Here is a 21,429-nt window from a genome sequence, read left to right on the forward strand (position 1 = left end):
CTCTATCCTCGGTCGATCCGCACCACGCCGTCGGCACCAGCCACCAGAGCGCATTCGGCACGGGAAATGAACAGGCCGCACTCGAACACACCGACGATGGCGCGGATGGAGGCTTCCAGAGCTTCGGGATTGTCGATCGGCGCGAAAGCGCAATCGACGATCATGTTGCCGCCATCGGTGACGAATAGGGCGCCGCTGCGGTCGCGGCGCGGCGTCGGGCGCGCGCCGAGCAGGCCGAGCTGACGCACGGTGGACTCCCAGCCGAAGGACGACACCTCGACCGGCACCGGCGAATGGGTGCCGAGATGATCGACCAGCTTGCTCTCGTCCGCCACGACCACCATGCGGTCGGCGGCGGCGGCGACGATCTTCTCGCGCAGAAGCGCGCCGCCGAGCCCCTTCACCAGATGCAGCGAGCCGCGCGCGATCTCGTCGGCGCCGTCGATGCACAGATCGATCCGGTCGTGCCGGTCGAAACCCTCGATGGTGATGCCGAGTGCGCGCGCGCGCTCCTCGCTGCGCTTCGACGTCGGAATGCCGATGAAGCGCAGGCCGTTCCGGACGCGCTCCCCCAGGCTGTCGATCAGGCAGTTCGCGGTGGAGCCGGTGCCCAGCCCCACCACCATGTCGTCCTCGACCAGCTCCGCCGCGGCGGCGCCGACCAGACGCTTCAGCGCCTCGGCGTCAGCCGGCATGGCCGAGATCGGCCGCGGCCGCCTTGTCCAGCAGCCAGATCAGCTCGCCATCGGTCTTGATATGGGTGGAAGGCTGGTCCGCATCGCCGCCACGCACACGAGCGACGATCTCGGCCTTCGACGCGCCGGCCACCAGGAACATCACCGTTTTGCTGCTCCGGATCGCCGGATAGGTCAGCGTCAGACGATCATGCGGCGCATCGAGCGGCGTACAGAAGCTCACCCACGCCTTGTGCTCGTTCAGCACGTCCGTGCCCGGAAACAGCGAGGCGGTGTGGCCGTTCTCGCCTAGGCCCAGCAGAACAATGTCGAACAACGGCTTGCCGGGCTCCAGCGTGTCGCCGCCATGGATGCGCTGGAGCACGCCCTGGTAGCGCAGCGCCGCATCGGCCGGCGTGCCGTCGGTCGGCATCGGGTGCACGTTGGCGCTGGGCACGGAAACCTTGGACAGCAGCTCCTCGCTCACCATGCGGTAGTTGGACGAGGAATCGTCCGCCGGAACGAAACGCTCGTCGCCGAACACCAACTGCATCCGTTCCCAGGGCAGGTCGGCGTAGTCGGACGCCAGGATCTGATACAGGCGCTTCGGCGTGGACCCGCCGGACAGGGCGATCACGAACGGGCCGCTCGACCCACGCACCTTCTCGGCGATCAGGGAAGCGGCGCGTTGCGCCACGGCCTCGGCATCGGCCGAGATGTCGACGCGTCCGGTGGTTGCATCGGTCGGCATCATTTCTCTCCCAGAACATGGCGTTCGAGCGCCTTGGCGAAGCCTTCCTCCTCGGAGGAGTCTGTGACGAAGGTGGCCTTCTGCTTCACCTCGTCGCTGGCCTGCCCCATGGCGACCGAAACGCCGCTCTTGTTGAACATCGACACATCGTTGGGCTGGTCGCCGATCGTCATGATCTCGTCGGCCGGAATGCCCAGCATCTTGACCAGGCTGTCCACCACCCCGCCCTTGTTGGCCTGGGGATGGGTCACGTCGAGATAATAGGGCTGCGACCGGGCAGCCGAGGCGTGCTCGCCAAGCGCCTTCTGCACCTCGGCCTCGACCTTCTTCAGCAGCGCCTCGTCGTCGGACACGCCGACGATCTTCACGGCGCTCTCCAGTGCCTTGCCGAAATCGTCGGTGACCTTCGGATCGAACTTCACCGTCCATTTCTCGCGTGCGACATGCGGGCCGTCGGCATCCGGCACCAGCCAGTCCTCACCGCTATAGACCCAGACGTCGACGCCGGCCTTCTTCAGCATCTCCACCGTCTGCTCTGCGACGTCGCGCCGCAGGGTCCTGGCTTCGATGATCGACAGATCGGGCTTCACGAACAGCCCGCCATTGAAGCCGGCGATCGGCTCGCTGATCTCCAGCGGCTCGATCACCATCGCCATGCCGCGCGGCGGGCGGCCGCTGGTGATGGCGAAGCGGATGCCCCGCTCGCGAAGCTGCTTCACGGCGCGGATCGCGCGCTCGGTCAGGAGCTTTTCCTTGGTGACCAGCGTGCCGTCCACATCGGCCAGCACCAGGGATACCTTGCGCGCTTCCGTCATCGCTCAGACTCCGTTCGTTCGCCCGGGCGCGCGCGGCAGCACCAGCGCGTTCACAGCCTTCGCCCAGCCATCCTCGTTGTTTCCGGCCGTCACGTGTTGCGCCGCAGCCTGAACGTGCTCCGGCGCATTGCCCATGGCGATCGACAGCCCCGCCGCCTTCAGCATGGAGATGTCGTTGTCCATGTCGCCGATGCAGGCCATCTCGGCCGGATCGATCCCCAGCAACCCGGCCAGACGCACCGCCGCCGCACCCTTGTTGGCATCCGGGTGGGTCACGTCCAGATACCAGGGCGAGGAACGATGCGCGTTGACGCGGTCGCCGAACATGGCACCGAGCTGGATCTCGACCCGCTCCAGCAACGGATAATCCGTGGTGGCGCCCATGATCTTGCCGACGCGGTCGAGATAGGGTGCGAAGCTCGGCACCTCGATCGGCTCGATCTTCACCGCCGCCTGCTCGCGCGGCACGAACGGGCCGGCCGCGTCGGCGACCAGCCATTCCGTGCCGGTGAACACCCAGCTTTCGATGCCGTGGCGTTCCAGCGTCTCCAGAGTCAGTTTCGCCACCTCGGGATCGAGGTTGCGACGGTCGAGCACCGAGCCGTCCGGGGCGAGGATCTCGCCGCCGTTCAGCCCGGCCGCCGGCGTATCCAGCCCGAGCGCATCGAGATACTGGCGCATCCCTTCCACCGACCGGCTGCTGGCGAGGCAGAGCCTGATGCCCGCCTCGCGCAACGCCTTCGCCGCCTGGATGGTAGCCGGGGCGAGCAGCTTGTCGCTGCCGATCAGCGTGCCGTCGATATCGGAGACCAGCAGCCTGATCGCACCCATGCTCATCCGTTCAGCCTCAACCAATGGCGCCCGTCTCGGGCGAGCAGCGCATCGGCCGCATCGGGACCGGCCTTGCCGGCCGCATAGGGGTGCAAGGTACTGTGCCCATCGTTCCACGCATCCAGAGCGGGCTGCACCACCGCCCAGCCCGCTTCCACGTTGTCCGCGCGCTGGAACAAGGTCGCGTCGCCGATCAGGCAGTCATAGATCAGCGTCTCGTAGCCGGTGCTGGGCCCTTCCTGGAACCAGTCGGCATAGTCGAACTTCATCCGCACGCCGCCGAGCTTGACCGTCGGTCCCGGCACCTTTGCCGAGAACTGCATGGTCACGCCTTCGGAGGGCTGTATCTGCATCACCATGATGTTCGGCGTGAGCTGTTCCACCGGCGTATCGCGGAACAACGCATAGGGCGCCGATTTGAAATGGATGGCGATCTCGGTCTTGCGCGTGGTCAGGCGCTTGCCGGTGCGGACGTAGAACGGCACGCCGGCCCAGCGCCAGTTGTCGATCGTCAGCTTCATCGCGACGAAGGTTTCGGTCTCGGATTCCGGCGCCACCTCCGGTTCGGCCCGGTAACCCTGCATCGGCCGGCCGGCGATCGAGCCCTCGGCATATTGCCCGCGCACCACATCGCCCGGCGCCAGTTCATGCACGGCGGCCAGCACCTTCGATTTCTCGTCGCGCACCGCATCGGCATCGAACGAGATCGGCGCTTCCATCGCCACCATGGCCAGAAGCTGCATGATGTGGTTCGGCACCATGTCGCGCAGCGCGCCGGTGGTCTCGTAGAACCGCCCGCGCTTTTCCACGCCGACCGTTTCGGCGGCAGTGATCTGCACGTGGTCGATGTTCTGCCGGTTCCAGAGCGGCTCGAAGAAGCCGTTGGAGAAACGAAGCGCCAGGATGTTCTGGACCGTTTCCTTGCCGAGATAATGGTCGATCCGGTAGATCTGGCTCTCGTCCAGCACGTTCAGGAGCTGGGCGTTCAGCGCCTTAGCCGACGCCAGATCGGAGCCGAACGGCTTCTCCACCACCACGCGGCGAAAGCGGCTTTCGGTTTCCCGGGTCAGGCCGGCGGCTTCAAGCTGCGCCACGATCGGCGCGAAGAAGCGAGCGGCGACCGCGAGATAGAACACGCAATTCCCGACGCCGCACAGCGAGGACAGCGTCTGATAGGTCTTGGAATCATCGAACGCGCCGCGCAGGAACGAGATGCGCTGGCTCAGCCAGTCCCAGTTCTCTTCGTTGAGCGCCGACGCGCTGGCGCGGCGTTTCGCCACGAACTCACGCATGGTCTGGCCGAGCTGCTCGCGCAGACGTTCGCTGTCCAGGTCGGACCAATCCACCGCGATGATGGAGAAGCCCTCGTCCAGCAATCCGGCGCCGACCAGGTTGTAGATGGCCGGCACCAGCAGGCGGCGGGTAAGATCCCCGCCGCCGCCGAAGATGACCATGGTGCAGGGCTGGCTGCGTCGGGGGCCGCGCCCGTCGGTGCTCCCCTGGGCGTCGCCGCCGTCGAGCGGGCCCGGCTGAAGCTCCAGCGTCTCCGACATGGGCTCAGTTCGTCGTCAGCGGCGCATCCGCACCGTGCTTGTGCTGGGTGTCGTGCTGCTCGACATGGCCGCCGAACTGGAAGCGCATCGCGGACAGCAGCTTCTCGCCGAAATTGTTGCCCGAACGCGACCGGAAGCGGGTGTAGAGCGCCTGGCTCAGCACCGGCACCGGCACGGCTTCCTCGATCGCCGCCTCGATGGTCCAGCGGCCTTCGCCGGAATCCGCCACCTGACCGGTGAAGTCGGACAAGGTGCCGTCCTTCGCCAGCGAGTTGGAGCAGAGGTCGAGCAGCCAGGACGAGACCACGCTGCCCCGACGCCACACCTCGGCGATGTCGGCCATGTTCAGGTCGAAGCGCTCTTCTTCCGGCAGGTCCTTCGAGTTCTTGTTGCGCAGGACGTCGAAGCCCTCCGCGAAGGCCTGCATCATGCCGTATTCGATGCCGTTATGGACCATCTTCACGAAATGGCCCGAACCGGCCGGGCCGGTGTGCAGGTAGCCCTGCTCCGCCTTCGGATCGAGACCTTCGTTGTCGCGGCCCGGGGTGCGCTCCACGGTGCCGATGCCCGGCGCCAGGGTGGACAGGATCGGGTCCAGACGGTTCACCGCCTCGTCCGAGCCGCCGATCATCATGCAGTAGCCGCGATCGAGGCCGTAGACGCCGCCCGAGGTGCCGACATCGACGTAGTGGATGTTCTTCTTCGCCAGCGTATGGGCGCGGCGGATGTCGTCCTTGTAGTAGCTGTTGCCGCCATCGATGATGATGTCGTCGGCATCCATCATGCCGGCCAGCTCTTCGACCGTGTCCTCGGTGATGCGACCGGCGGGCAGCATCACCCAGATCGCGCGCGGCTTGGCCAGCTTCTCGACCATGTCCTTCAGGCCGGACGCGCCCTGGCTGCGCTCGGCACGGGCGGCCACCTTCGAGACGACCTCCGGATCGCGGTCGTAGATGACCACGTCATGGCCATGCTTCGCGAGGCGCGCGGAGATGTTTCCGCCCATGCGTCCGAGCCCGATGATGCCGATCTGCATGTCGATGTTTCCTGTGATGGGGAGAACCGCGTCGCGGCGGCGGTTCTGAACGGAGAGAACAAGAAAACGCCCGGCGCCATGGCGCCGGGCGTTCCGGGGTTCAGGCCGAAACGGCCTTTTGGATCGCAGCGCCGAGACGCTCCAGACCGGATTGGAGATTGCCCTTGATGTGGACGCGCAGGGCACGGCGACCGCGCTCGGCCAGCACGTCGAAATCGCCGCGGGCCTGGGCCGCCTTCACCACGCCGAAGGTGTAGCGGGCATCCGGCACCGCCAGATCCGCCGCATCGTCCGCGGTGATCTGCAGGAACACGCCGCTGGCCGGACCACCCTTGTAGGCCTGGCCGGTGGAGTGGAGGAAACGCGGGCCGAACTCGGCCGCTGTCGCCACGTGCAGCGCGTCACGGATCGCCAGACGCGCATTCTGGATCCAGCCGATGGTGGCGGCATCGCGCTCCACATAGGCCAGCAGCGCCACGTAGTCGCCCGCCTTGGCGCGCGACAGATGCGCCTTCAGGATCGCGTCCAGATCGCCCTCGCCCAGCGACTTGGCGTTGGTCTCGTCGGCGAAGAAGCTGAAATCGCCATCGATCGCGAACGGCGTCTCGCCCGGCAGCGAACCGCTCTGGTTGTAGGCGTCGGTCAGCTTCTTGGTTTCGATCTTGCTGGCTTCCACATCCGGCTGGTCGAACGGGTTGATGCCCAGGATCGACCCGGCGACGGCGGTGGCGAACTCCCAGCGGAAGAACTCCTGCGCGACCTGCATGGTGTTGGCGAGCGAGATCAGCACCACCGGCTGGCCAGCTGCCTCCAGCGCCTTCATCGCCGCATCCTGTGCCGCGTCCGGGCTGTCGGACAGGCGCAGATAGGCGAAAACACGGTCGCTGCCGTAATGCTCCGGCGAGGCCGGGGTCTCGCCGTCGATCGGCACCAAACCCTTGCCGTCCTTGCCGGTCGACTCGGCGATCAGCTGTTCCAGCCACGCGCCCAGATCGTGGATGCCCGGCGAGGCGACGATGGTCACCTTGTCGCGACCAGCGTTGCCAGCGGCACCCAGGAAGGCGCCCAGCAGAACGCCCGGGTTCTCCTTCGGCGGGGTCGCGGCGGAGCAGGCCTTCGCCATCCGCTCTGCGTTGCTCAGGAACTCCTTCAGGTCGAGGCCCATCGCCGCGGCCGGCACCATGCCGAAATTCGACAGCACCGAATAACGGCCGCCGATCTGCTTCTCGCCGTGGAAGATCTTCCAGAAACCGTCCTTCTGCGCGACCTGCTCCATGTGCGAGCCGGGATCGGTCACGGCGACGAACTGCAAACCGGCCTTGTCGCCCGAAACCTTCTTCACCTTGTCGAAGAAATAGGCCTTCAGGATGTTCGGCTCGAGCGTGCCGCCCGACTTGGAGGACACGATCACCAGCGTCTTCGCCAGATCGACCGCCTTCTCGAACGAGGCGACCTGCTGCGGATCGGTGCTGTCCAGAACATGCAGCTTGGGGAAGCCGGCGCGCTGGCCGAACGTTTCCGCCAGAACCTCCGGGCCGAGGCTCGAACCGCCCATGCCGAGCAGCAGGATGTCGGTGAAGCCCTTGCTCTTCACCTCGTCCTGGAACGCGGTGAGTTCGCTCAGATGCGCGATGCGGTCATCAACGATGTCGAGCCAGCGCAGCCAGCTCGCCTCGTCCTTGCCGGTCCAGACCGACGCGTCGCGGTCCCACAGCTTGCGAACGGTACCGGCCTTGCGCCAGCTTTCCAGCGCCTCGTTCACCTTGCCGTCGAGCTCGGCCGGGATCGAGAACTTGGAGGTGGCGACCAGATCGCCGGCCATCGCCGCCTTCTTCGCCGCGACCGCGCCGAGCAGCGCGTCGAACGAGTCCGCGAACGCGTCCACGCCATCCTTGACCAGCTTCGCGGTCACGCCCGGCAGGTCGAGGCCAAGACGATCCGCATCGGCCAGAACCTTGCGGGCCGCATCCATATTGGCGCCCAGCGTGTCGGCGGCGGTGCCGTGGTCGCGGAACGCGTCCATGGTGGCCGGCGGCATGGTGTTGACGGTGTCGGCGCCGATCAGCTCGTCACAATACAGCGTGTCGGCATAAGCCTTGTCCTTCACGCCGGTCGACGCCCAGAGGAGGCGCTGCGGCGCCGCGCCGGCCTCTTCCAGCGCCTTCCAGCGCGGGCTGGCGGACACGTCGAGATAATGCTGGTAGGCCAGCTTGGCGTTGGCGATGGCGACCTTGCCGCGCAGCGCCTTCAGGGTCTCGCTCTCGCTGTCGCCCGCCTTCACCCGATCGTCGATCTTCTTGTCGATCAGTCCGTCGATGCGGCTGACGAAGAAGGACGCGACCGAGGCGATGCCGGACACGCTCTCGCCCTTCGCCTTGCGATCCTCGAGACCGGCAATATAGGCCTCCAGAACGGCCTTGTAGGCATCCAGCGAGAACAGCAGCGTCACGTTGACGTTGATGCCCTCGGAAATCGCGGTACGGATGGCAGGAACGCCCGGCTCGGTGCCGGGGATCTTCACCATCAGATTGCGCTTGTCGACCGCCTTCCACAGACGGCGTGCTTCCACGATGGTCGGCTCGGTATGCATGCCGAGATAAGGCGACACTTCGAGGCTGACATAGCCGTCAACGCCCTTGGTCTCGTCCCAGACCGGCTTCAGCACGTCGGCCGCGGCCTTGATGTCGTCGATCGCCAGGGTCTCGTAGATCTCAGAGGCGTCCGTGTTGCCGGACTCGACGATCTGCTTGAACTGCGCGTCGTAATCGGTGCCGTGACCCATGGCCTTCTCGAAGATGGCCGGGTTGGAGGTCACGCCCTTCAGGCCGTCCTCACGGACCAGCTTCTGCAGACCCCCATTCTCGATGAACGAACGCTGGATGAAATCCAGCCAAGGCGACTGCCCGAACTTTCCCAGTTGCTGCAACGGATTGCCGGCATTGTCTGCCCCCGGCGTCGACTGGTTCACGCTCATGGCCTGCTCCTCGGTTCGATTGTCGTGCTTGGGGGCCGGCCCGAAGCCGGCCCAGTTCCGGGACGGTTACGCCTGGCTCTTCTTCGCCTGCGCGCGGGCGGCTTCCAGAACCTTCTCCGGCGTGAAGCCGAACTTGGTCAGAAGCGCGCTCAGCGGGGCGGAAGCGCCATAGCTGTGCATCGCGATGATGGTGCCGGTCAGACCGACATAACGATCCCAACCGAACGAGGAGGCCTGCTCCACCGCCACGCGACCCCGCACCGCAGCCGGCAGCACGCTTTCGCGATATGCCTCGTCCTGCTGCTCGAACAGGTCGAAGGACGGCATCGACACCACGCGCGCCTTGATGCCCTCGGCGGTCAGCGTCTCGTAGGCGCCCACCACCAGATGCAGCTCGGAGCCCGTCGCCATCAGGATCACGTCCGGCGTGCCCTCGCAGGACGCCAGCACATACGCGCCCTTGGCGAGTCCGGACGCCGGCGCATACTTGCTGCGGTCCAGCGTCGGGAGCGCCTGACGGCTCAGGATCAGCGCCGCCGGCTGCTCGGTCAGCGGCATGATCACGCGCCAGGCTTCCGCCACCTCGTTCGCGTCGCCTGGACGGATCGTCATGATGCCCGGGGTGGCGCGCAACTGCGCCAGCTGCTCGATCGGCTGATGGGTCGGCCCGTCTTCGCCCACGCCGATGCTGTCATGGGTGAAGATGTAGATGACCGGTAGCTCCATGATCGCGGAGAGACGGATCGGCGGCTTCATGTAGTCGGAGAAGATCAGGAAGCCCGAGCAGTACGGACGCACGCCGGACAGCGCGATGCCGTTGCAGATCGACCCCATCGCATGCTCGCGCACGCCGAAATGCAGGTTGCGGCCGCCATAGGTGCCGGGATTGAACGAACCCGCACCCTGGAAGGTCAGATTGGTCTTGGTGGACGGCGCCAGATCGGCCGCGCCACCGATCATCCACGGCACGTTCAGCGCGATCGCGTTTTCCACCTTGCCCGAGCTTTCGCGCGAGGCGATGCCCTTGGCGTCGGCGGGGTAGGACGGAATGTCCTTGTCCCAGCCGGCCGGCAGCGCATGGTGGCCGATCATGTCGAGCTCGGCGGCGAGCTCCGGATATTCCTTGCGGTAGCGCTCCAGCATCTCGAACCACTCGGCCGAGAGCGCCGCGCCACGCTTGCCGAGGCCGTCCTGGAAGTGACCCAGCACGCCGTCCGGCACGTAGAACTGCTTGTCCTCGGGGAAGCCGAAGAAGCGCTTCACGCCCTTGATCTCTTCGTCGCCGAGCGGCTCGCCGTGGGCAGCGGCGGTGCCGGCCTTGGTCGGCGCGCCGAACGCGATCTGGCTGTGCACGACGATCAGGGTCGGCTTGCCGCCGTCGGCGCCGTCCTGGGCGCGGGCTTCCTCGAAGCGCCGCTTGAGCGACGCACGGTCCTCGGCGTTCTTCACCTCCAGCACGTTCCAGCCATAGGCCTCGAAACGCTTATGGGTGTCTTCGGTGAAGGCGAGGTCGGTCGAACCCTCGATGCTGATCTGGTTGCTATCATACAGCCAGGTCAGGTTGGACAGCTTCAGGTGGCCGGCGAGAGAGGCGGCCTCCGAGGCCACGCCTTCCATGTTGTCGCCGTCGCCGCTGAACACCCAGACATGGTAGTCGAACAGCGAGAAACCCGGCTTGTTGTAGCGCTCGGCCAGCCAGCGCTGCGCCATAGCCATGCCGACCGAGTTGCCGCAGCCCTGGCCGAGCGGACCGGTGGTGGTCTCGACGCCGGAGGTGAAGCGGTATTCCGGATGGCCCGGGGTGCGGCTGTTCATCTGGCGAAACTGGGTCAGGTCCTCCAGCGTCAGCGAAGGCTTGTCGGAACCCGGCTTCTCGACGATCCCCGACAGGTGGATCAGCGAATAGAGCAGCATCGACGCATGGCCGACGGACAGCACGAACCGGTCGCGGTTCGGCCAGGACGGCTGCTTCGGATCGTAGCGGAGCAGGTCGTTCCACAGAACATAGGCGGCCGGCGACAGCGACATAGGCGTGCCCGGATGGCCGGACTTCGCCTTCTGGACGGCGTCGATCGCCAGGGTGCGCATCGTGTTGACGCAGAGGTCCTCGATGGACGCGCCACCGGCGTTTCCGCCATCGGGAGCTCGCGTGAAGTCGCCTTGAATGGACCGCATGAAATGAGCCTCCCGAACTGCCCGTACGAACCGGTTATTGCTGCGCCGCACCATGCCAACCTCGTGTTGACGGTGCAACCCGGGCAGCAACGCACCGGAGTGCCTGTAAACGGCATGCAGCTTCGTCACGAACGCGGGATCGTGGCAAGCCGTCGAGGCTAAATGCACCGGGCCCGTCGAAGTTTCCCTCGCGTCAGAACCGGTGCTTTTTTCTCAGTGCTGCGTTGTGTTGTCCGAATGGCTTGACCCGGATCGCGTCAGCCCGCGATCGGCGATTCCGAACTGCCGGTGCAGCCACTCCCGGATCGTCTGGAACGTCACGTAGAGCATCGGAATGATGAAGATGCCGACGAAACTCGCCGCCAGCATCCCGGCGAACACCGGCGTGCCCACGTCGCGCCTGCTGACCGAAGCGGCACCCGTCGCCGTCACCAGCGGCGCCAGACCGAGGATGAAGGCGAACGACGTCATCATCACGGCGCGGAACCGCATGCTGGCGCCCTGGATCGCCGCATCGCGGATGCTTTCCCCGGCTTCCCGCCGCTCCTTGGCGAATTCGATGATCAGAATGCCGTTCTTGGCCGCGAGCGCGATCAGCACCACCAGACCGATCTCGGCATAGAGATCGAGCGACAGCCCGCTGAGCCGGATGCCGATGAACGCCCCCAGCACGCCCACCGCCACAGACATCAACACCGGGATCGGAATGATCCAGCTCTCGTAGAGCGCCACCAGGAACAGGAAGGCGAACAGAAGCGCCATCGCCAGGATGATGCCGGTCTTTCCGGCCGCCTGGACCTCCTGATACGCCGTGCTGGTCCACTCGTAGTTGTAGCCGTTCTGCAGCGTGCTCTTGGACACGTCGGCCATGGCCGCCAGGGCGGTGCCGGACGAGACGCCCGGCGCCGGCGTGCCGTTGATGGTGATGGCGCGATAGTTGTTATAGCGCGTGATCGCCTGCGGCCCGGTGATGTAGCGCAGCGTCGCGAGCGCACGCAGCGGCACGGTCCCGCCGGTATTGTTGCGGATATACAGCCGCCACAGATCGTCGATCTTGTCGCGGTCGCGCGCTTCGCCTTCCACGTTCACCTGCCAGACGCGGCCGAACAGGTTGAAGTCGTTGACGTACGATCCGCCCAGCGTGGTCTGCAGACTGCTGAAGATGTCGGCCACGTTGACGCCGAGCGCCTGCGCCTTGGCGCGGTCGATGTCGAGATACAGCGACGGCGTGGTCGCGGTGAAGGTGGTGAACACCCGCGCCAGCAGGCCGGTCTGGTTCGCCGCCGCCAGCAGACCCTGCATCTGCGACGACAATTCGGACGGCGATTGGCCTTCCAGCGCTTCCAGCTCGTATTCGAAACCGCCGCCGGGCGACAAACCGATGATCGGCGGCAGGTTGAACGGAAACACCGTCGCCTGACGCATCTGGCTGGTCTCGCCGAACAGATGGCCGATCAGCACCATCGCGTTGGTCTGTTCCGTGGTGCGGTCCGCGAACGGCTTCAGGCGCACGAACACGAAGCCGGCGTTCGGCTCCTGCACCGTATCCAGGAACGAATACCCGATCACCCCGAAGGTATGCGCGGCGCCGGGCAGGTTCTTGGCCAGCTTCTCCACCTGCGCCACCACGCCGCTTGTGCGCGACACGGACGCGCCGTCGGGAAGCTGCACGTTGATGAAGAAGCCGCCCTGGTCCTCCTCCGGCAGGAAGCCCACCGGCATGGAACGCTGCATGAAGGCGATGATCGCGCCGCACAGGAGAACCACCACCACGCCGCCGATCGCGAACCCGAGCAGACGCGCCACGATCCGCGCATAGCCGTCGCGCACCGTGTCGATCAGCCCCAGGATGCGCTGGAGGATGCGGCCGACGAAGCCGCGACGCTCGCCGGAATGGCGCAGGAACACGCCGCACAGGGCCGGCGACAGGGTCAGGGCGTTCAGGGCCGAGATCAGCATCGCGATGCAGATCGTCACCGCGAACTGCCGGAACAGAACGCCGGACAGGCCGGGAATGAAGGCGATCGGCACGAACACCGACAGCAGAACCAGGGTGATGGCGATGATCGGCCCGGTGATCTGCGTCATCGCCTTCCGCGCCGCCTCGGGCGGCGACAGGTCCGGCTCCTCCTCCATCACCCGCTCGACGTTCTCCACCACCACGATGGCGTCGTCGACCACGATGCCGATCGCCAGCACCATGGCCAGCAGAGACACGGTGTTGGCGGAGAACCCCAGCGCGCTCATGCCGGCGAACGCGCCGATCAGGCTCACCGGAACGGCGATGGTGGGAATGATGGTGGCGCGCAGGCTGCCCAGGAACAGGAACACCACCAGCACCACCAGCACGAAGGCTTCCACGATGGTGCGCAGAACCTCGTGCACCGTGTCGTGCACGAAGTCGGTGCTGTCATAGGTGACGTTGTAGGCAAGGCCGGGCGGGAAACGCTCTCCGAGCGACGCCAGATGCTGCTTGACGGCAGACGCGGTATCCAGCGCGTTCGCGCCGGGCGACAGATAGATCGCCAGCGCCACCGACGGCACGCCGTCGAAGCGCGATTCGGAATCCAGCGTCTGCGCGCCGAGCTCGATCCGCGCCACGTCGCGCAGACGCAGCACCGACCCGTCCGGGTTGGCCCGCACCACGATGTTGCCGAACTGCTCGGGCGTGACGAGACGCCCCTGGGTCTGCACGTTGAACTGGTACTGCTGGTCCGGCCCCACCGGGCGCGCACCGATGCGCCCCACCGCCGCCACCGTGTTCTGCGCCGACACCGCGCTCGTGATGTCCGACGGCGACAGACCCAGATTGGTCAGCCGGTTGGTGTCGAACCAGATCCGCATCGAGTATTTCTGGCGCGACAGCAGCGCCGCCTGGCCCACGCCCGGTGTACGGGAGATCACGTCGATGACGTTGATGGTGGCGTAGTTGGCGATGAAGAGCGGGTCGAACTTCCGGGACGGGCTGTAGAAGTTCACGAACATCAGGATCGCCGACGAACGCTTCTGCACCGTGAGACCTTCGGCCTGCACGGTGGAGGGCAATTCGGCATTGGCGGTCTGCACCCGGTTCAGCACGTTCACCGTGTTGACGTCCGGGTTGGTGCCCAGCTCGAACGACACGGTCAGGTTGTAGGACCCGTCATTGCCGCTGACCGAGCGCATGTAGATCATCTTGTCGACGCCCACGACCTGGGCCTCGATCGGCTGCGCGACGCTTTCCTCCACCACGGTGGCCGACGCGCCCGGATAGGTCGCCGCCACCTGCACCTGCGGCGGCACGATGTCGGGGAACTGGGCGACCGGGATTCGGGTCAGCCCGACCAGACCGGCCAGGGTGATGACGATCGCGATCACGATCGCCAACCTGGGACGGTCGATGAAGACGCCGGAAATCATCGCTTGGCTCCCCGCACGGCCAGGGCCGCTGGAAGGTGAAACAGGATCAGGACGGGGATCAGTGCTGGCCGCCGCCGGCAGGCGGGGTGCCGCCCTGGGCGGCGGGCGCCCCGGTCCCGCTCGCGCCGCCGATGCCGTTGGTGCGCTGCGTTTCCGCTTCCGCCGCCTTGGCACCCGGATCGGGCACCACCGCCTGCGGCTCGGCCGGCGTCACCTGGATGCCGTCATGCAGCTTCTGGATGCCGTCCACGATCACCTTGTCGCCGTCCTTGAGCCCGGACAGCACCACGCCGTTGCTGCCCACGGTCTCGCCCAGCGTGATGTCCTGGCGCTTGGCCTTGTTGCCCTGCGCCAACAGGAACACGTAGTTGCCCTGCTGGTCCGACAGCACCGCCGCGCGCGGCACCACCAGATGGTTGACCGGATGCGGATCGGCCACCGTCACGGTGACGAACTCGCCGTCCACCAGCTCGCGCGTGCTCACGCCGTCGCTGTTCGCATCGCCGCGCTTCGGGTTGGGCACGGTGGCCCGCAACGTGATGGTGTCGGTGTTCTGCGACACGGTCGGCGACACGTAGTCGAGCTTGGCGATCTGGTCGTATTGCGATCCGTCGCCGAGCGTCAGCTTCACCGCCGCCTGGCTGATGCCGCCGACGCCCTGGTACTTCTTCTGCAGCATCAGCACGTCGCGGCTGGCGGCCGGAAACACCACATACATCGGGTCCTGCGTCACGATGGTCGCCAGCGTGCCGGAAGACGGGCTCACCACGTTGCCCTGGTTCACGGAGGTGGCCGAGATGCGGCCATCCACGGGCGCCCTGATCTCGGTATAGCCGAGCTGGATCTGCGCATTCTGAAGATTGGCCTGCGCCGTGGTCACCGCGGCGGCATTGGAGCGCGCGGATGCGAGCGCGTTGTCGTAGGACTGCTTCTGGCCGGCCGGCGTGCTCAGCAGCGCCTTCTGCCGCTCGAAGGTGATCCCGGCATTGGCCACGTTGGCCTGCGCCTGCGCCAGAGCGCCCTGTTGCGCCAGAACCGAGGCCTGGAACGGCGGCTGCTCCAGCACATAGAGCAGATCGCCCTTCTTCACCTCGGAGCCTTCGTCGAACAGGCGCTTCTCCAGGAAGGCGGTCACGCGCGGGACGAGCGCCACCCGGTCGATCGCCTGGATGCGGCCGATATAGTCGGAACTGGCGGTGACGTCCTCATGCCCCACGGGCTGCACGCCCACCACCGGCGGCCGGTTCGGCTGTCCGGGCATGGCCGCGAAGGTGGTTCCGGACAGAAGTCCGGCAAGAAGCAGGCCGAGGCCAGTCGCACGGGCCGAAACGGAAACGGGTTCGAGCGCCATTCTTGTCGTCCTTGCTTCGACCCGCACGCCGATCGGGCGCCGGTGCCGCGTTCCGATCGAACGCTGACCATACGGTCATTACCCGGCCACGCCCCGGTCAGGCAACCTCCCGCATTGCAGCACGTTGCCGGCCGATCACGGTGGACGCCCCATGACATCGTTCGAATCAGCCCAGAACCCCGCTTCCGTTTCCGCGACACACGTACCCTCCGGCGGCGTTCACCGCGTCGTGATCGTCGGCGGCGGGTTCGGCGGCCTGAACGCGGCACTCGGCCTGCGCTCGGCGCTTCGCCACCGGCGCTGCACCGTGACGCTGATCGATCGCACCAACCACACCCTGTTCCAGCCTCTGTTGTATCAGGTCGCGACCGCGGCGCTCGACGACACCACCATCGCCGTGCCGCTGCGCTCCATGCTGGCCCGGATGCCCGGCGCCACCGTGCTGATGGCCACCGTGTCCGGGGTCGATCGCGAAAACCGGCGCGTGCTGCTGGAGAACGGCGAACCGGTCCCGTTCGATACGCTGATCCTCGCCACGGGCGCGGTGTACTCCTGGTTCGGCCATGACGACTGGGTGCAGCGCGCACCGGCCCTTAAGAGCGCCGCCGACGCCCTCGCGGTGCGTGACCGGCTGCTGCTCGCCTTCGAACGCGCGGAACGCGAACCCGACCCGGAGGCGCGGCGCCGTCTGCTCACCTTCGTGGTGATCGGCGCCGGCCCCACCGGCGTCGAACTGGCAGGCGCCATCAGCGAACTCGCGCACACGACGCTGAAGCGCGATTTCCGCCACATCGACCCGCAACATTCGCGCATCGTCCTGTGCGATGCCGGCGATCGCGTGCTGGCGACCTTTCCGCGACGCCTTTCGGCCTATGCCGCCAGGCGACTGCGCACCATGGGGGTCGAGCTGCATCTGGGCGCCGGCGTCTCCACGCTCGACGAAGCCGGGGTGCAGGCCGGCAACGAACGCATCGACGCCGACTGCGTGTTCTGGGCCGCCGGCACGCAGGCGACGCCGGTCGCACGCTGGCTCGGCGTCGACGGCAACAAGCGCGGCCTCGTGCCGGTGAAGCCGGATTGCTCCCTGCCAGCCGATCCGTCCATCTTCGTGATCGGCGACGCGTCCTCGCTCGACGACGCGAAAGGACATCCCCTTCCCGGCCTCGGCTCGGTCGCCAAGCAGCAAGGCGCCTACGTCGCGGAGGTGATCGACGCCCGCCTGTCGGATCGGCCGAACCCGCCCCCGTTCCGCTACAAGGACTGGGGCCAGCTCGCGATGATCGGCGGCTCCACCGCCGTCGCCGATTTCGGCTGGATCAAACTCACCGGACGCCCGGCCTGGTTCCTGTGGAGCGCCGTGCATCTGATGCTGCTGATCAGCACCCGCAACCGCCTCGTCACCTATATCCAGTGGGTCGCCGCCTGGCTCACCTACGCCCGCGGCGCACGCATCATCACCGGCAAGCCTGGTCCAAGACCCTGAAACCACGCCTTTATCCACATCAGTGCGTCGTGTGATACATTATTGTCACACGATATCCGTTTATTCACAGACATGCCGTTCCCCCGATAGTCATTCGCCCGGACCCCGGACTAGGGTCGTGTGGTCGTTGCTTGTTCGAGCGGATCTGCCCATGTCGTCGTCTTTCCGCCGCCTCGATCGGCTGTGGCTTCTCTCCTGCACCGTGCTGGCCGCGATCGGGGGTGCCGTCTCCGTTCCGGCCCACGCGCAGACGGCGAACACGAAAACCGACAAGACCGCGCCCGAAGCCGTCACCGTGTTCGGTCAGGGCTCGACCCGGCAGATGACGCAGATCACGGCGAAGACGATCCAGGCCGCCGCCCCTGGCACCAACCCGATCAAGGCGCTCGCGACACTGCCCGGCGTGGATTTCCAGTCCGCCGATCCGTTCGGCGCCTACGAATGGTCGGCCCGCGTGTTCGTGCGCGGCTTCGCACAATCGCAGCTCGGCTTCACCCTGGATGGCATTCCGCTCGGCGATCAGGCCTTCAACAACTACAACGGCCTCAGCATCACCCGCGCGATCATCAGCGACAACGTCGCCCGCGCCAGCGTCTCGCAGGGCGCCGGCAGCGTCGCGATCGCATCCTCCTCGAATCTGGGCGGCGCGCTGCAGTTTTTCTCCGCCGATCCGTCGGAGAAACCGGGCGGCCGTCTCGAACAGACCTTCGGCAGCAACGACACCTTCCGCACCTATGCCCGCGTCGAGACCGGCACGCTGAACCCGACCGGAACACGCATCACCGCCTCCTTCGCGCACACCGAACTCGATAAATGGAAAGGCGCCGGCTACAACAGGAGCGATCAGGTCAACGCGAAGCTGCTGCAACCGCTCGGCCCGCTTTCCAGCGTGACGGTGTTCTTCGACTGGAGCCGCATCAGCCAGTTCGACTACCAGGACGAGTCGCTGGACTATCTGCGCACGCTCGGCGGCCGGGTCGACAACTACTACCCGAACTACGCCGCCGCCTATCGCGCCGCCGAAGGCATCTTCACCAACAACGAACAGCTCACCGCCGATCCCACAGACGTCTCCTATTATTCCGGCACCGCACGCCGTCAGGATTTCCTCTCCGCCGCCACCTACGACACCCAGCTCGCCGATACGCTGAACTGGAAGAGCACGGTCTACGGCCATGGCGATAACGGCTATTCCACCTGGACCACGCCCTACACCCCGTCCCCGAACGGCGCGCCACTTTCCGTCCGCACGCAGCAACCGGGAATCACCCGCTACGGCCTACTCTCCGCGCTGAACTGGAGCATCGGACGGCACACGGTGGAAACCGGCCTATGGTACGAATACGGCCAGTTCACAGAAGCGCGCTATTTCTCGCAAGCGCCGCTGCTCGGCCAGGGCACGCTCGGCGATCTCAACGATCATACACCCGACAATCCGTTCGCCGTGCCCTGGGCGGAGATCTGGAACACCAACACCGTCCAGTTCCATCTGCAGGACACATGGCGCATCCTGCCGAGCCTGACGCTGAATGCCGGTTTCCGATCCCTCGTGGTCCACACGGGAAACGAGGCGACGCAGCAGGACCCGGCCTATAATGGCGGCACCCGCGTCGGCACCGGCGCCCTCACCGCCTCCAACGCCTTCCTGCCGCAGTTCAGCGCCAATTGGCGCTTCGCCCCGCACAACGAGCTCTTCGCCGACATCTCGCACAACATGCGAAGCTTTCCCGAGGACGGTTTCGGCACCAACAGTTCCAACACCCCCTGGAGCGCCAACGAGGCCGGATTCCGGCAGATCCAGAACACGCTCAAACCCGAAACCGACTGGGTCTACGAAGGCGGCTACCGCCTGACCACCCGCCCCCTGGTCGCGCTTCTCTCGCTCTACCACGTCGACTTTTCGAACCGCCTGCAAACCATCTCGTTCGGCCCGGTGATCAGCCCGACCACCGCCGTGCAGAATGTCGGCGGCGTCACCACGAACGGCGTCGAACTCAGCGGAACGCTCTACCCGGTGCCGCATTTGTCGATCTACAACTCGATCTCCTACAACCGCTCCACCTTCGACGACGACCTGACGACATCCGCCGGCACCTCGAACCTGCGCGGAAAGTCGGTGCCGAACTATCCGACGCTGATGTACAAAGGCAGCATCGCCTATCAGCTCGGCCGTCTGAACGCCCATATCGACGGCAACTACTACGCGCATCGCTATATCAGCTACACCAACGACGCCTCGGTACCGGGCTATTTCATCGCCAATCTCGGCGCACGCTACGTGCTGGCCGACCACGGCCCGCTCAGCCGCGTCGACGTTCAGTTCAACGCCTACAACCTGTTCAACACGCGCTACGTCGCCACCACGGGCGAGAACGGCAATTCGCTCTCCGGCGATTACCAGACCTTCCTGATGGGCGCGCCAAGACAGTTCTTCGGCTCGGTCGGCGTCAGCTTCTAGCGCAGCACGGGATAACCCGCCTCGGCGGCCTGCCGCGCCAGCGCGCCGATCCGCGCATACGCATCGTCCGGCAGAACCGCGAAGCCCTCGATCCGCAAAACCGCCAGCACCCGTCGCACGGCCGGATCGCGCGCGACCGACCGCAACGCCGCGTGCAGCCTCTCGCCCGTCGCCGCGCCCTGCGCCGTGATCAGCGGCAATCCCGGCGCGTCGGCCGTCCAGCCCAACACACGCAGCGCCGCGAGCGCGTCCGGCCGCACGGCACGCAGAAGCGCCAGCGTCACCGCGTCGATCGCCGCCAGATCCGCTTCGCCTGCCGACACCATCGCCATGCTGGCAACGTGACTGCCGGACACCGACACCATGCCGAAGAACCGCCCGCCACGCGCCAGCGGCGCCACGCTCGCCCGCAGCAGGTTCATGCCCGAATTGCTGCACCATCCGTTGATCGCGGCCCGTCGCCCGCGCAGATCGGCCAATGTGCGCGCCGGATCGTCCCGCCGCACGACCAGCGCACTCCGGTAGAACCCGTCCCTGCACCCTTCCGCGCAATAGGACGGCGTCGCCACCACGCGCACCCCCGGCCCCAGCGCCAGCAACGGCAACCCACAGGTCTGCGACAGCAGCAGCGCCGGATCGCGCCAATGCGACTCCAGATCGTCCGGCCGCTCGAGCACCGCCGGTGTCCCCGCATCTCCCGGCAGCCGCGCCGCGATCGCCGCCCACAACGCATCCGTTTCCGCCCGCAACTCCGGCAGATCGTACATCGGCAGACTGGCAGAAAGACGATTCACAGCGCTCCTTCACCCTCTATCACGTCGAAGATGCGGTATTTCTTGAAACCACACAAATTCCCGCTAAGCTCCCGGGCATGGTCGCGGCAAGCATCTCCCCACCCCGTCCCACGCCCCGTACGGTCGAATGGCCTTCGGTGGCCCTCGCCGCGTTGATCTACGGGTGCTGGATGCTGCTCACCGTCCATGCCGCCACCCTGCCCTGGTGGCTGGTGCTGCCGCTCGGCGCCTGGCTCACCGCCTGGCACATGTCGCTCCAGCACGAGGTGATCCACGGCCACCCCACCCCCTGGTCACGCCTCAACGACCTGATCGGCGCGATCCCGCTCAGCCTCTGGCTCCCCTACGAACGCTACAAACGCAGCCATCTGGGCCATCACGCCGGCCTGCTCACCGATCCGCTCGACGATCCGGAAAGCCACTATATCACCGCCGAACGCTTCGCCGCCGCCGGTCCGGTCCGGCGCGCCATGCTGAACCTCAACGCCACCCTGCTCGGCCGCCTCACCATCGGCCCCGCCCTCGGCATCGCCGCCTTCCTCGCCCGCGACGCCCGGGCCGTTCTGCGCGGCGACCGCGAGGCGCTGCGCGACTGGCTCCTGCATGTGCCCGGCCTCGTTCTGGTGCTCGGCTGGCTCGTTCTGGTCTGCCACCTGTCCCTGGCCCGGTTCGCGCTGCTGTTCGTGTATCCCGGCTTCTCGCTCGCCCTGCTCCGCTCGTTCGCCGAGCACCGCGCCGCCGATGCGCACGATCACCGCACCGCCATCGTCGAGAAGACCCCGCTGCTCGGCCTGTTGTTCCTGCACAACAATCTGCACGTGGTGCATCACGCCCGGCCCGGCCTCGCCTGGTATCGCATCCCCGCCGATTATCGCGCCGGGCGGGGCGACTATCTGCGTCGCAACGACGGCCTGGTCTATGCTGGCTACCGCGAGATCGCCCGCCGCTTCCTGATCCGCCCGCACGACCGCCCCTGGCAATAGCGACCGTAGACGGCCCCACCCCGGAACGCCGCCCCGGCCCGCCACTCCGGACCGGCCGTGCCGCCGCCGCAACGCCGGGAACCCGCCATCCGAATCCCGCCCCGACCGGACGGAACCCTCCCACATGGAAAGGGTTCATGGCCGCGATGATC

At 66.6% G+C, this 21,429-nt stretch carries 14 protein-coding genes; 3 read left to right on the plus strand and 11 right to left on the minus strand.

Going from position 1 to position 21,429, the window contains the following annotated elements:
* Positions 1-2 precede the first annotated feature (2 nt).
* The 10 genes from rpiA to ACZ5BM_RS05865 form a co-directional block, all read right to left on the minus strand.
* The gene (rpiA, locus tag ACZ5BM_RS05820; protein WP_498910518.1) at positions 3-695 is read right to left on the minus strand and encodes a ribose-5-phosphate isomerase A; all 693 of its coding nucleotides are present in this window, start codon (positions 693-695) and stop codon (positions 3-5) included.
* Complete coding sequence (pgl, locus tag ACZ5BM_RS05825) at positions 685-1,428, minus strand: 6-phosphogluconolactonase (protein WP_498910520.1); 744 nt, start codon at positions 1,426-1,428, stop codon at positions 685-687. Before pgl ends, rpiA begins: the two co-directional genes overlap by 11 nt.
* Positions 1,425-2,240, minus strand: coding sequence for a Cof-type HAD-IIB family hydrolase (locus ACZ5BM_RS05830; protein WP_498910521.1), 816 nt, complete (start codon positions 2,238-2,240; stop codon positions 1,425-1,427). The genes pgl and ACZ5BM_RS05830 overlap by 4 nt, the downstream gene beginning before the upstream one ends.
* Positions 2,241-2,243: 3 nt before the next feature.
* Positions 2,244-3,071 (minus strand): Cof-type HAD-IIB family hydrolase, encoded by an 828-nt coding sequence (locus ACZ5BM_RS05835; protein WP_498910523.1) that lies wholly within the window; start codon positions 3,069-3,071, stop codon positions 2,244-2,246.
* Positions 3,072-3,073: 2 nt separating this feature from the next.
* Positions 3,074-4,525 carry a glucose-6-phosphate dehydrogenase gene (gene zwf / locus ACZ5BM_RS05840; RefSeq protein ID WP_498911512.1) on the minus strand — a complete coding sequence of 484 codons (1,452 nt, stop codon included), beginning with the start codon at positions 4,523-4,525 and terminating at the stop codon, positions 3,074-3,076.
* Positions 4,526-4,628: 103 nt separating this feature from the next.
* A complete protein-coding gene (gene gnd, locus ACZ5BM_RS05845) occupies positions 4,629-5,660 on the minus strand; it encodes an NADP(+)-dependent, decarboxylating phosphogluconate dehydrogenase (protein WP_498910525.1) in 1,032 nt (343 codons plus the stop codon).
* A 100-nt stretch (positions 5,661-5,760) separates the two neighbouring features.
* On the minus strand, positions 5,761-8,634 hold the full coding sequence (locus ACZ5BM_RS05850; RefSeq protein ID WP_498910527.1) for a bifunctional transaldolase/phosoglucose isomerase: 2,874 nt from the start codon (positions 8,632-8,634) through the stop codon (positions 5,761-5,763).
* Between the two features lie 66 nt (positions 8,635-8,700).
* Positions 8,701-10,809 carry a transketolase family protein gene (gene tkt / locus ACZ5BM_RS05855; protein ID WP_498910529.1) on the minus strand — a complete coding sequence of 703 codons (2,109 nt, stop codon included), beginning with the start codon at positions 10,807-10,809 and terminating at the stop codon, positions 8,701-8,703.
* Between the two features lie 213 nt (positions 10,810-11,022).
* On the minus strand, positions 11,023-14,208 hold the full coding sequence (locus ACZ5BM_RS05860; RefSeq protein ID WP_498910531.1) for an efflux RND transporter permease subunit: 3,186 nt from the start codon (positions 14,206-14,208) through the stop codon (positions 11,023-11,025).
* Between the two features lie 58 nt (positions 14,209-14,266).
* Positions 14,267-15,559 (minus strand): efflux RND transporter periplasmic adaptor subunit, encoded by a 1,293-nt coding sequence (locus tag ACZ5BM_RS05865; protein ID WP_498910533.1) that lies wholly within the window; start codon positions 15,557-15,559, stop codon positions 14,267-14,269.
* 151 nt (positions 15,560-15,710) lie between these two features.
* On the opposite strand from ACZ5BM_RS05865, the gene ACZ5BM_RS05870 reads away from it, so the two are divergent.
* A complete protein-coding gene (locus ACZ5BM_RS05870) occupies positions 15,711-17,042 on the plus strand; it encodes an NAD(P)/FAD-dependent oxidoreductase (protein ID WP_498910535.1) in 1,332 nt (443 codons plus the stop codon).
* A gap of 151 nt (positions 17,043-17,193) precedes the next feature.
* Positions 17,194-19,500 (plus strand): TonB-dependent receptor, encoded by a 2,307-nt coding sequence (locus tag ACZ5BM_RS05875; RefSeq protein ID WP_498910537.1) that lies wholly within the window; start codon positions 17,194-17,196, stop codon positions 19,498-19,500.
* On the opposite strand, the gene ACZ5BM_RS05880 is transcribed toward ACZ5BM_RS05875, so the two are convergent.
* Positions 19,497-20,294, minus strand: a complete 798-nt coding sequence (locus tag ACZ5BM_RS05880; RefSeq protein WP_498910538.1) for a phosphate/phosphite/phosphonate ABC transporter substrate-binding protein — start codon at positions 20,292-20,294, stop codon at positions 19,497-19,499. The two genes, ACZ5BM_RS05875 and ACZ5BM_RS05880, sit on opposite strands and share 4 nt — an antisense overlap.
* A 137-nt stretch (positions 20,295-20,431) precedes the next feature.
* Here ACZ5BM_RS05880 and ACZ5BM_RS05885 point away from each other — a divergent pair, with 137 nt between their 5' ends.
* On the plus strand, positions 20,432-21,277 hold the full coding sequence (locus ACZ5BM_RS05885; protein ID WP_498910539.1) for a fatty acid desaturase family protein: 846 nt from the start codon (positions 20,432-20,434) through the stop codon (positions 21,275-21,277).
* Positions 21,278-21,429 lie beyond the last annotated feature (152 nt).

The sequence above is a fragment of the Lichenicola sp. GTC18331 genome (genome assembly GCF_055386855.1).

What these genes read in the sequence shown, in the direction of transcription:
- pgl (WP_498910520.1), bottom strand. Translation starts at nt 1,428, where the DNA reads ATGATGCCGACCGATGCAACCACCGGACGCGTCGACATCTCGGCCGAT.
- rpiA (WP_498910518.1), bottom strand. Translation starts at nt 695, where the DNA reads ATGCCGGCTGACGCCGAGGCGCTGAAGCGTCTGGTCGGCGCCGCCGCG.
- ACZ5BM_RS05835 (WP_498910523.1), bottom strand. Translation starts at nt 3,071, where the DNA reads ATGGGTGCGATCAGGCTGCTGGTCTCCGATATCGACGGCACGCTGATC.
- tkt (WP_498910529.1), bottom strand. Translation starts at nt 10,809, where the DNA reads ATGCGGTCCATTCAAGGCGACTTCACGCGAGCTCCCGATGGCGGAAAC.
- ACZ5BM_RS05865 (WP_498910533.1), bottom strand. Translation starts at nt 15,559, where the DNA reads ATGGCGCTCGAACCCGTTTCCGTTTCGGCCCGTGCGACTGGCCTCGGC.
- zwf (WP_498911512.1), bottom strand. Translation starts at nt 4,525, where the DNA reads ATGGTCATCTTCGGCGGCGGCGGGGATCTTACCCGCCGCCTGCTGGTG.
- gnd (WP_498910525.1), bottom strand. Translation starts at nt 5,660, where the DNA reads ATGCAGATCGGCATCATCGGGCTCGGACGCATGGGCGGAAACATCTCC.
- ACZ5BM_RS05830 (WP_498910521.1), bottom strand. Translation starts at nt 2,240, where the DNA reads ATGACGGAAGCGCGCAAGGTATCCCTGGTGCTGGCCGATGTGGACGGC.
- ACZ5BM_RS05875 (WP_498910537.1), top strand. Translation starts at nt 17,194, where the DNA reads ATGTCGTCGTCTTTCCGCCGCCTCGATCGGCTGTGGCTTCTCTCCTGC.
- ACZ5BM_RS05870 (WP_498910535.1), top strand. Translation starts at nt 15,711, where the DNA reads ATGACATCGTTCGAATCAGCCCAGAACCCCGCTTCCGTTTCCGCGACA.
- ACZ5BM_RS05860 (WP_498910531.1), bottom strand. Translation starts at nt 14,208, where the DNA reads ATGATTTCCGGCGTCTTCATCGACCGTCCCAGGTTGGCGATCGTGATC.
- ACZ5BM_RS05850 (WP_498910527.1), bottom strand. Translation starts at nt 8,634, where the DNA reads ATGAGCGTGAACCAGTCGACGCCGGGGGCAGACAATGCCGGCAATCCG.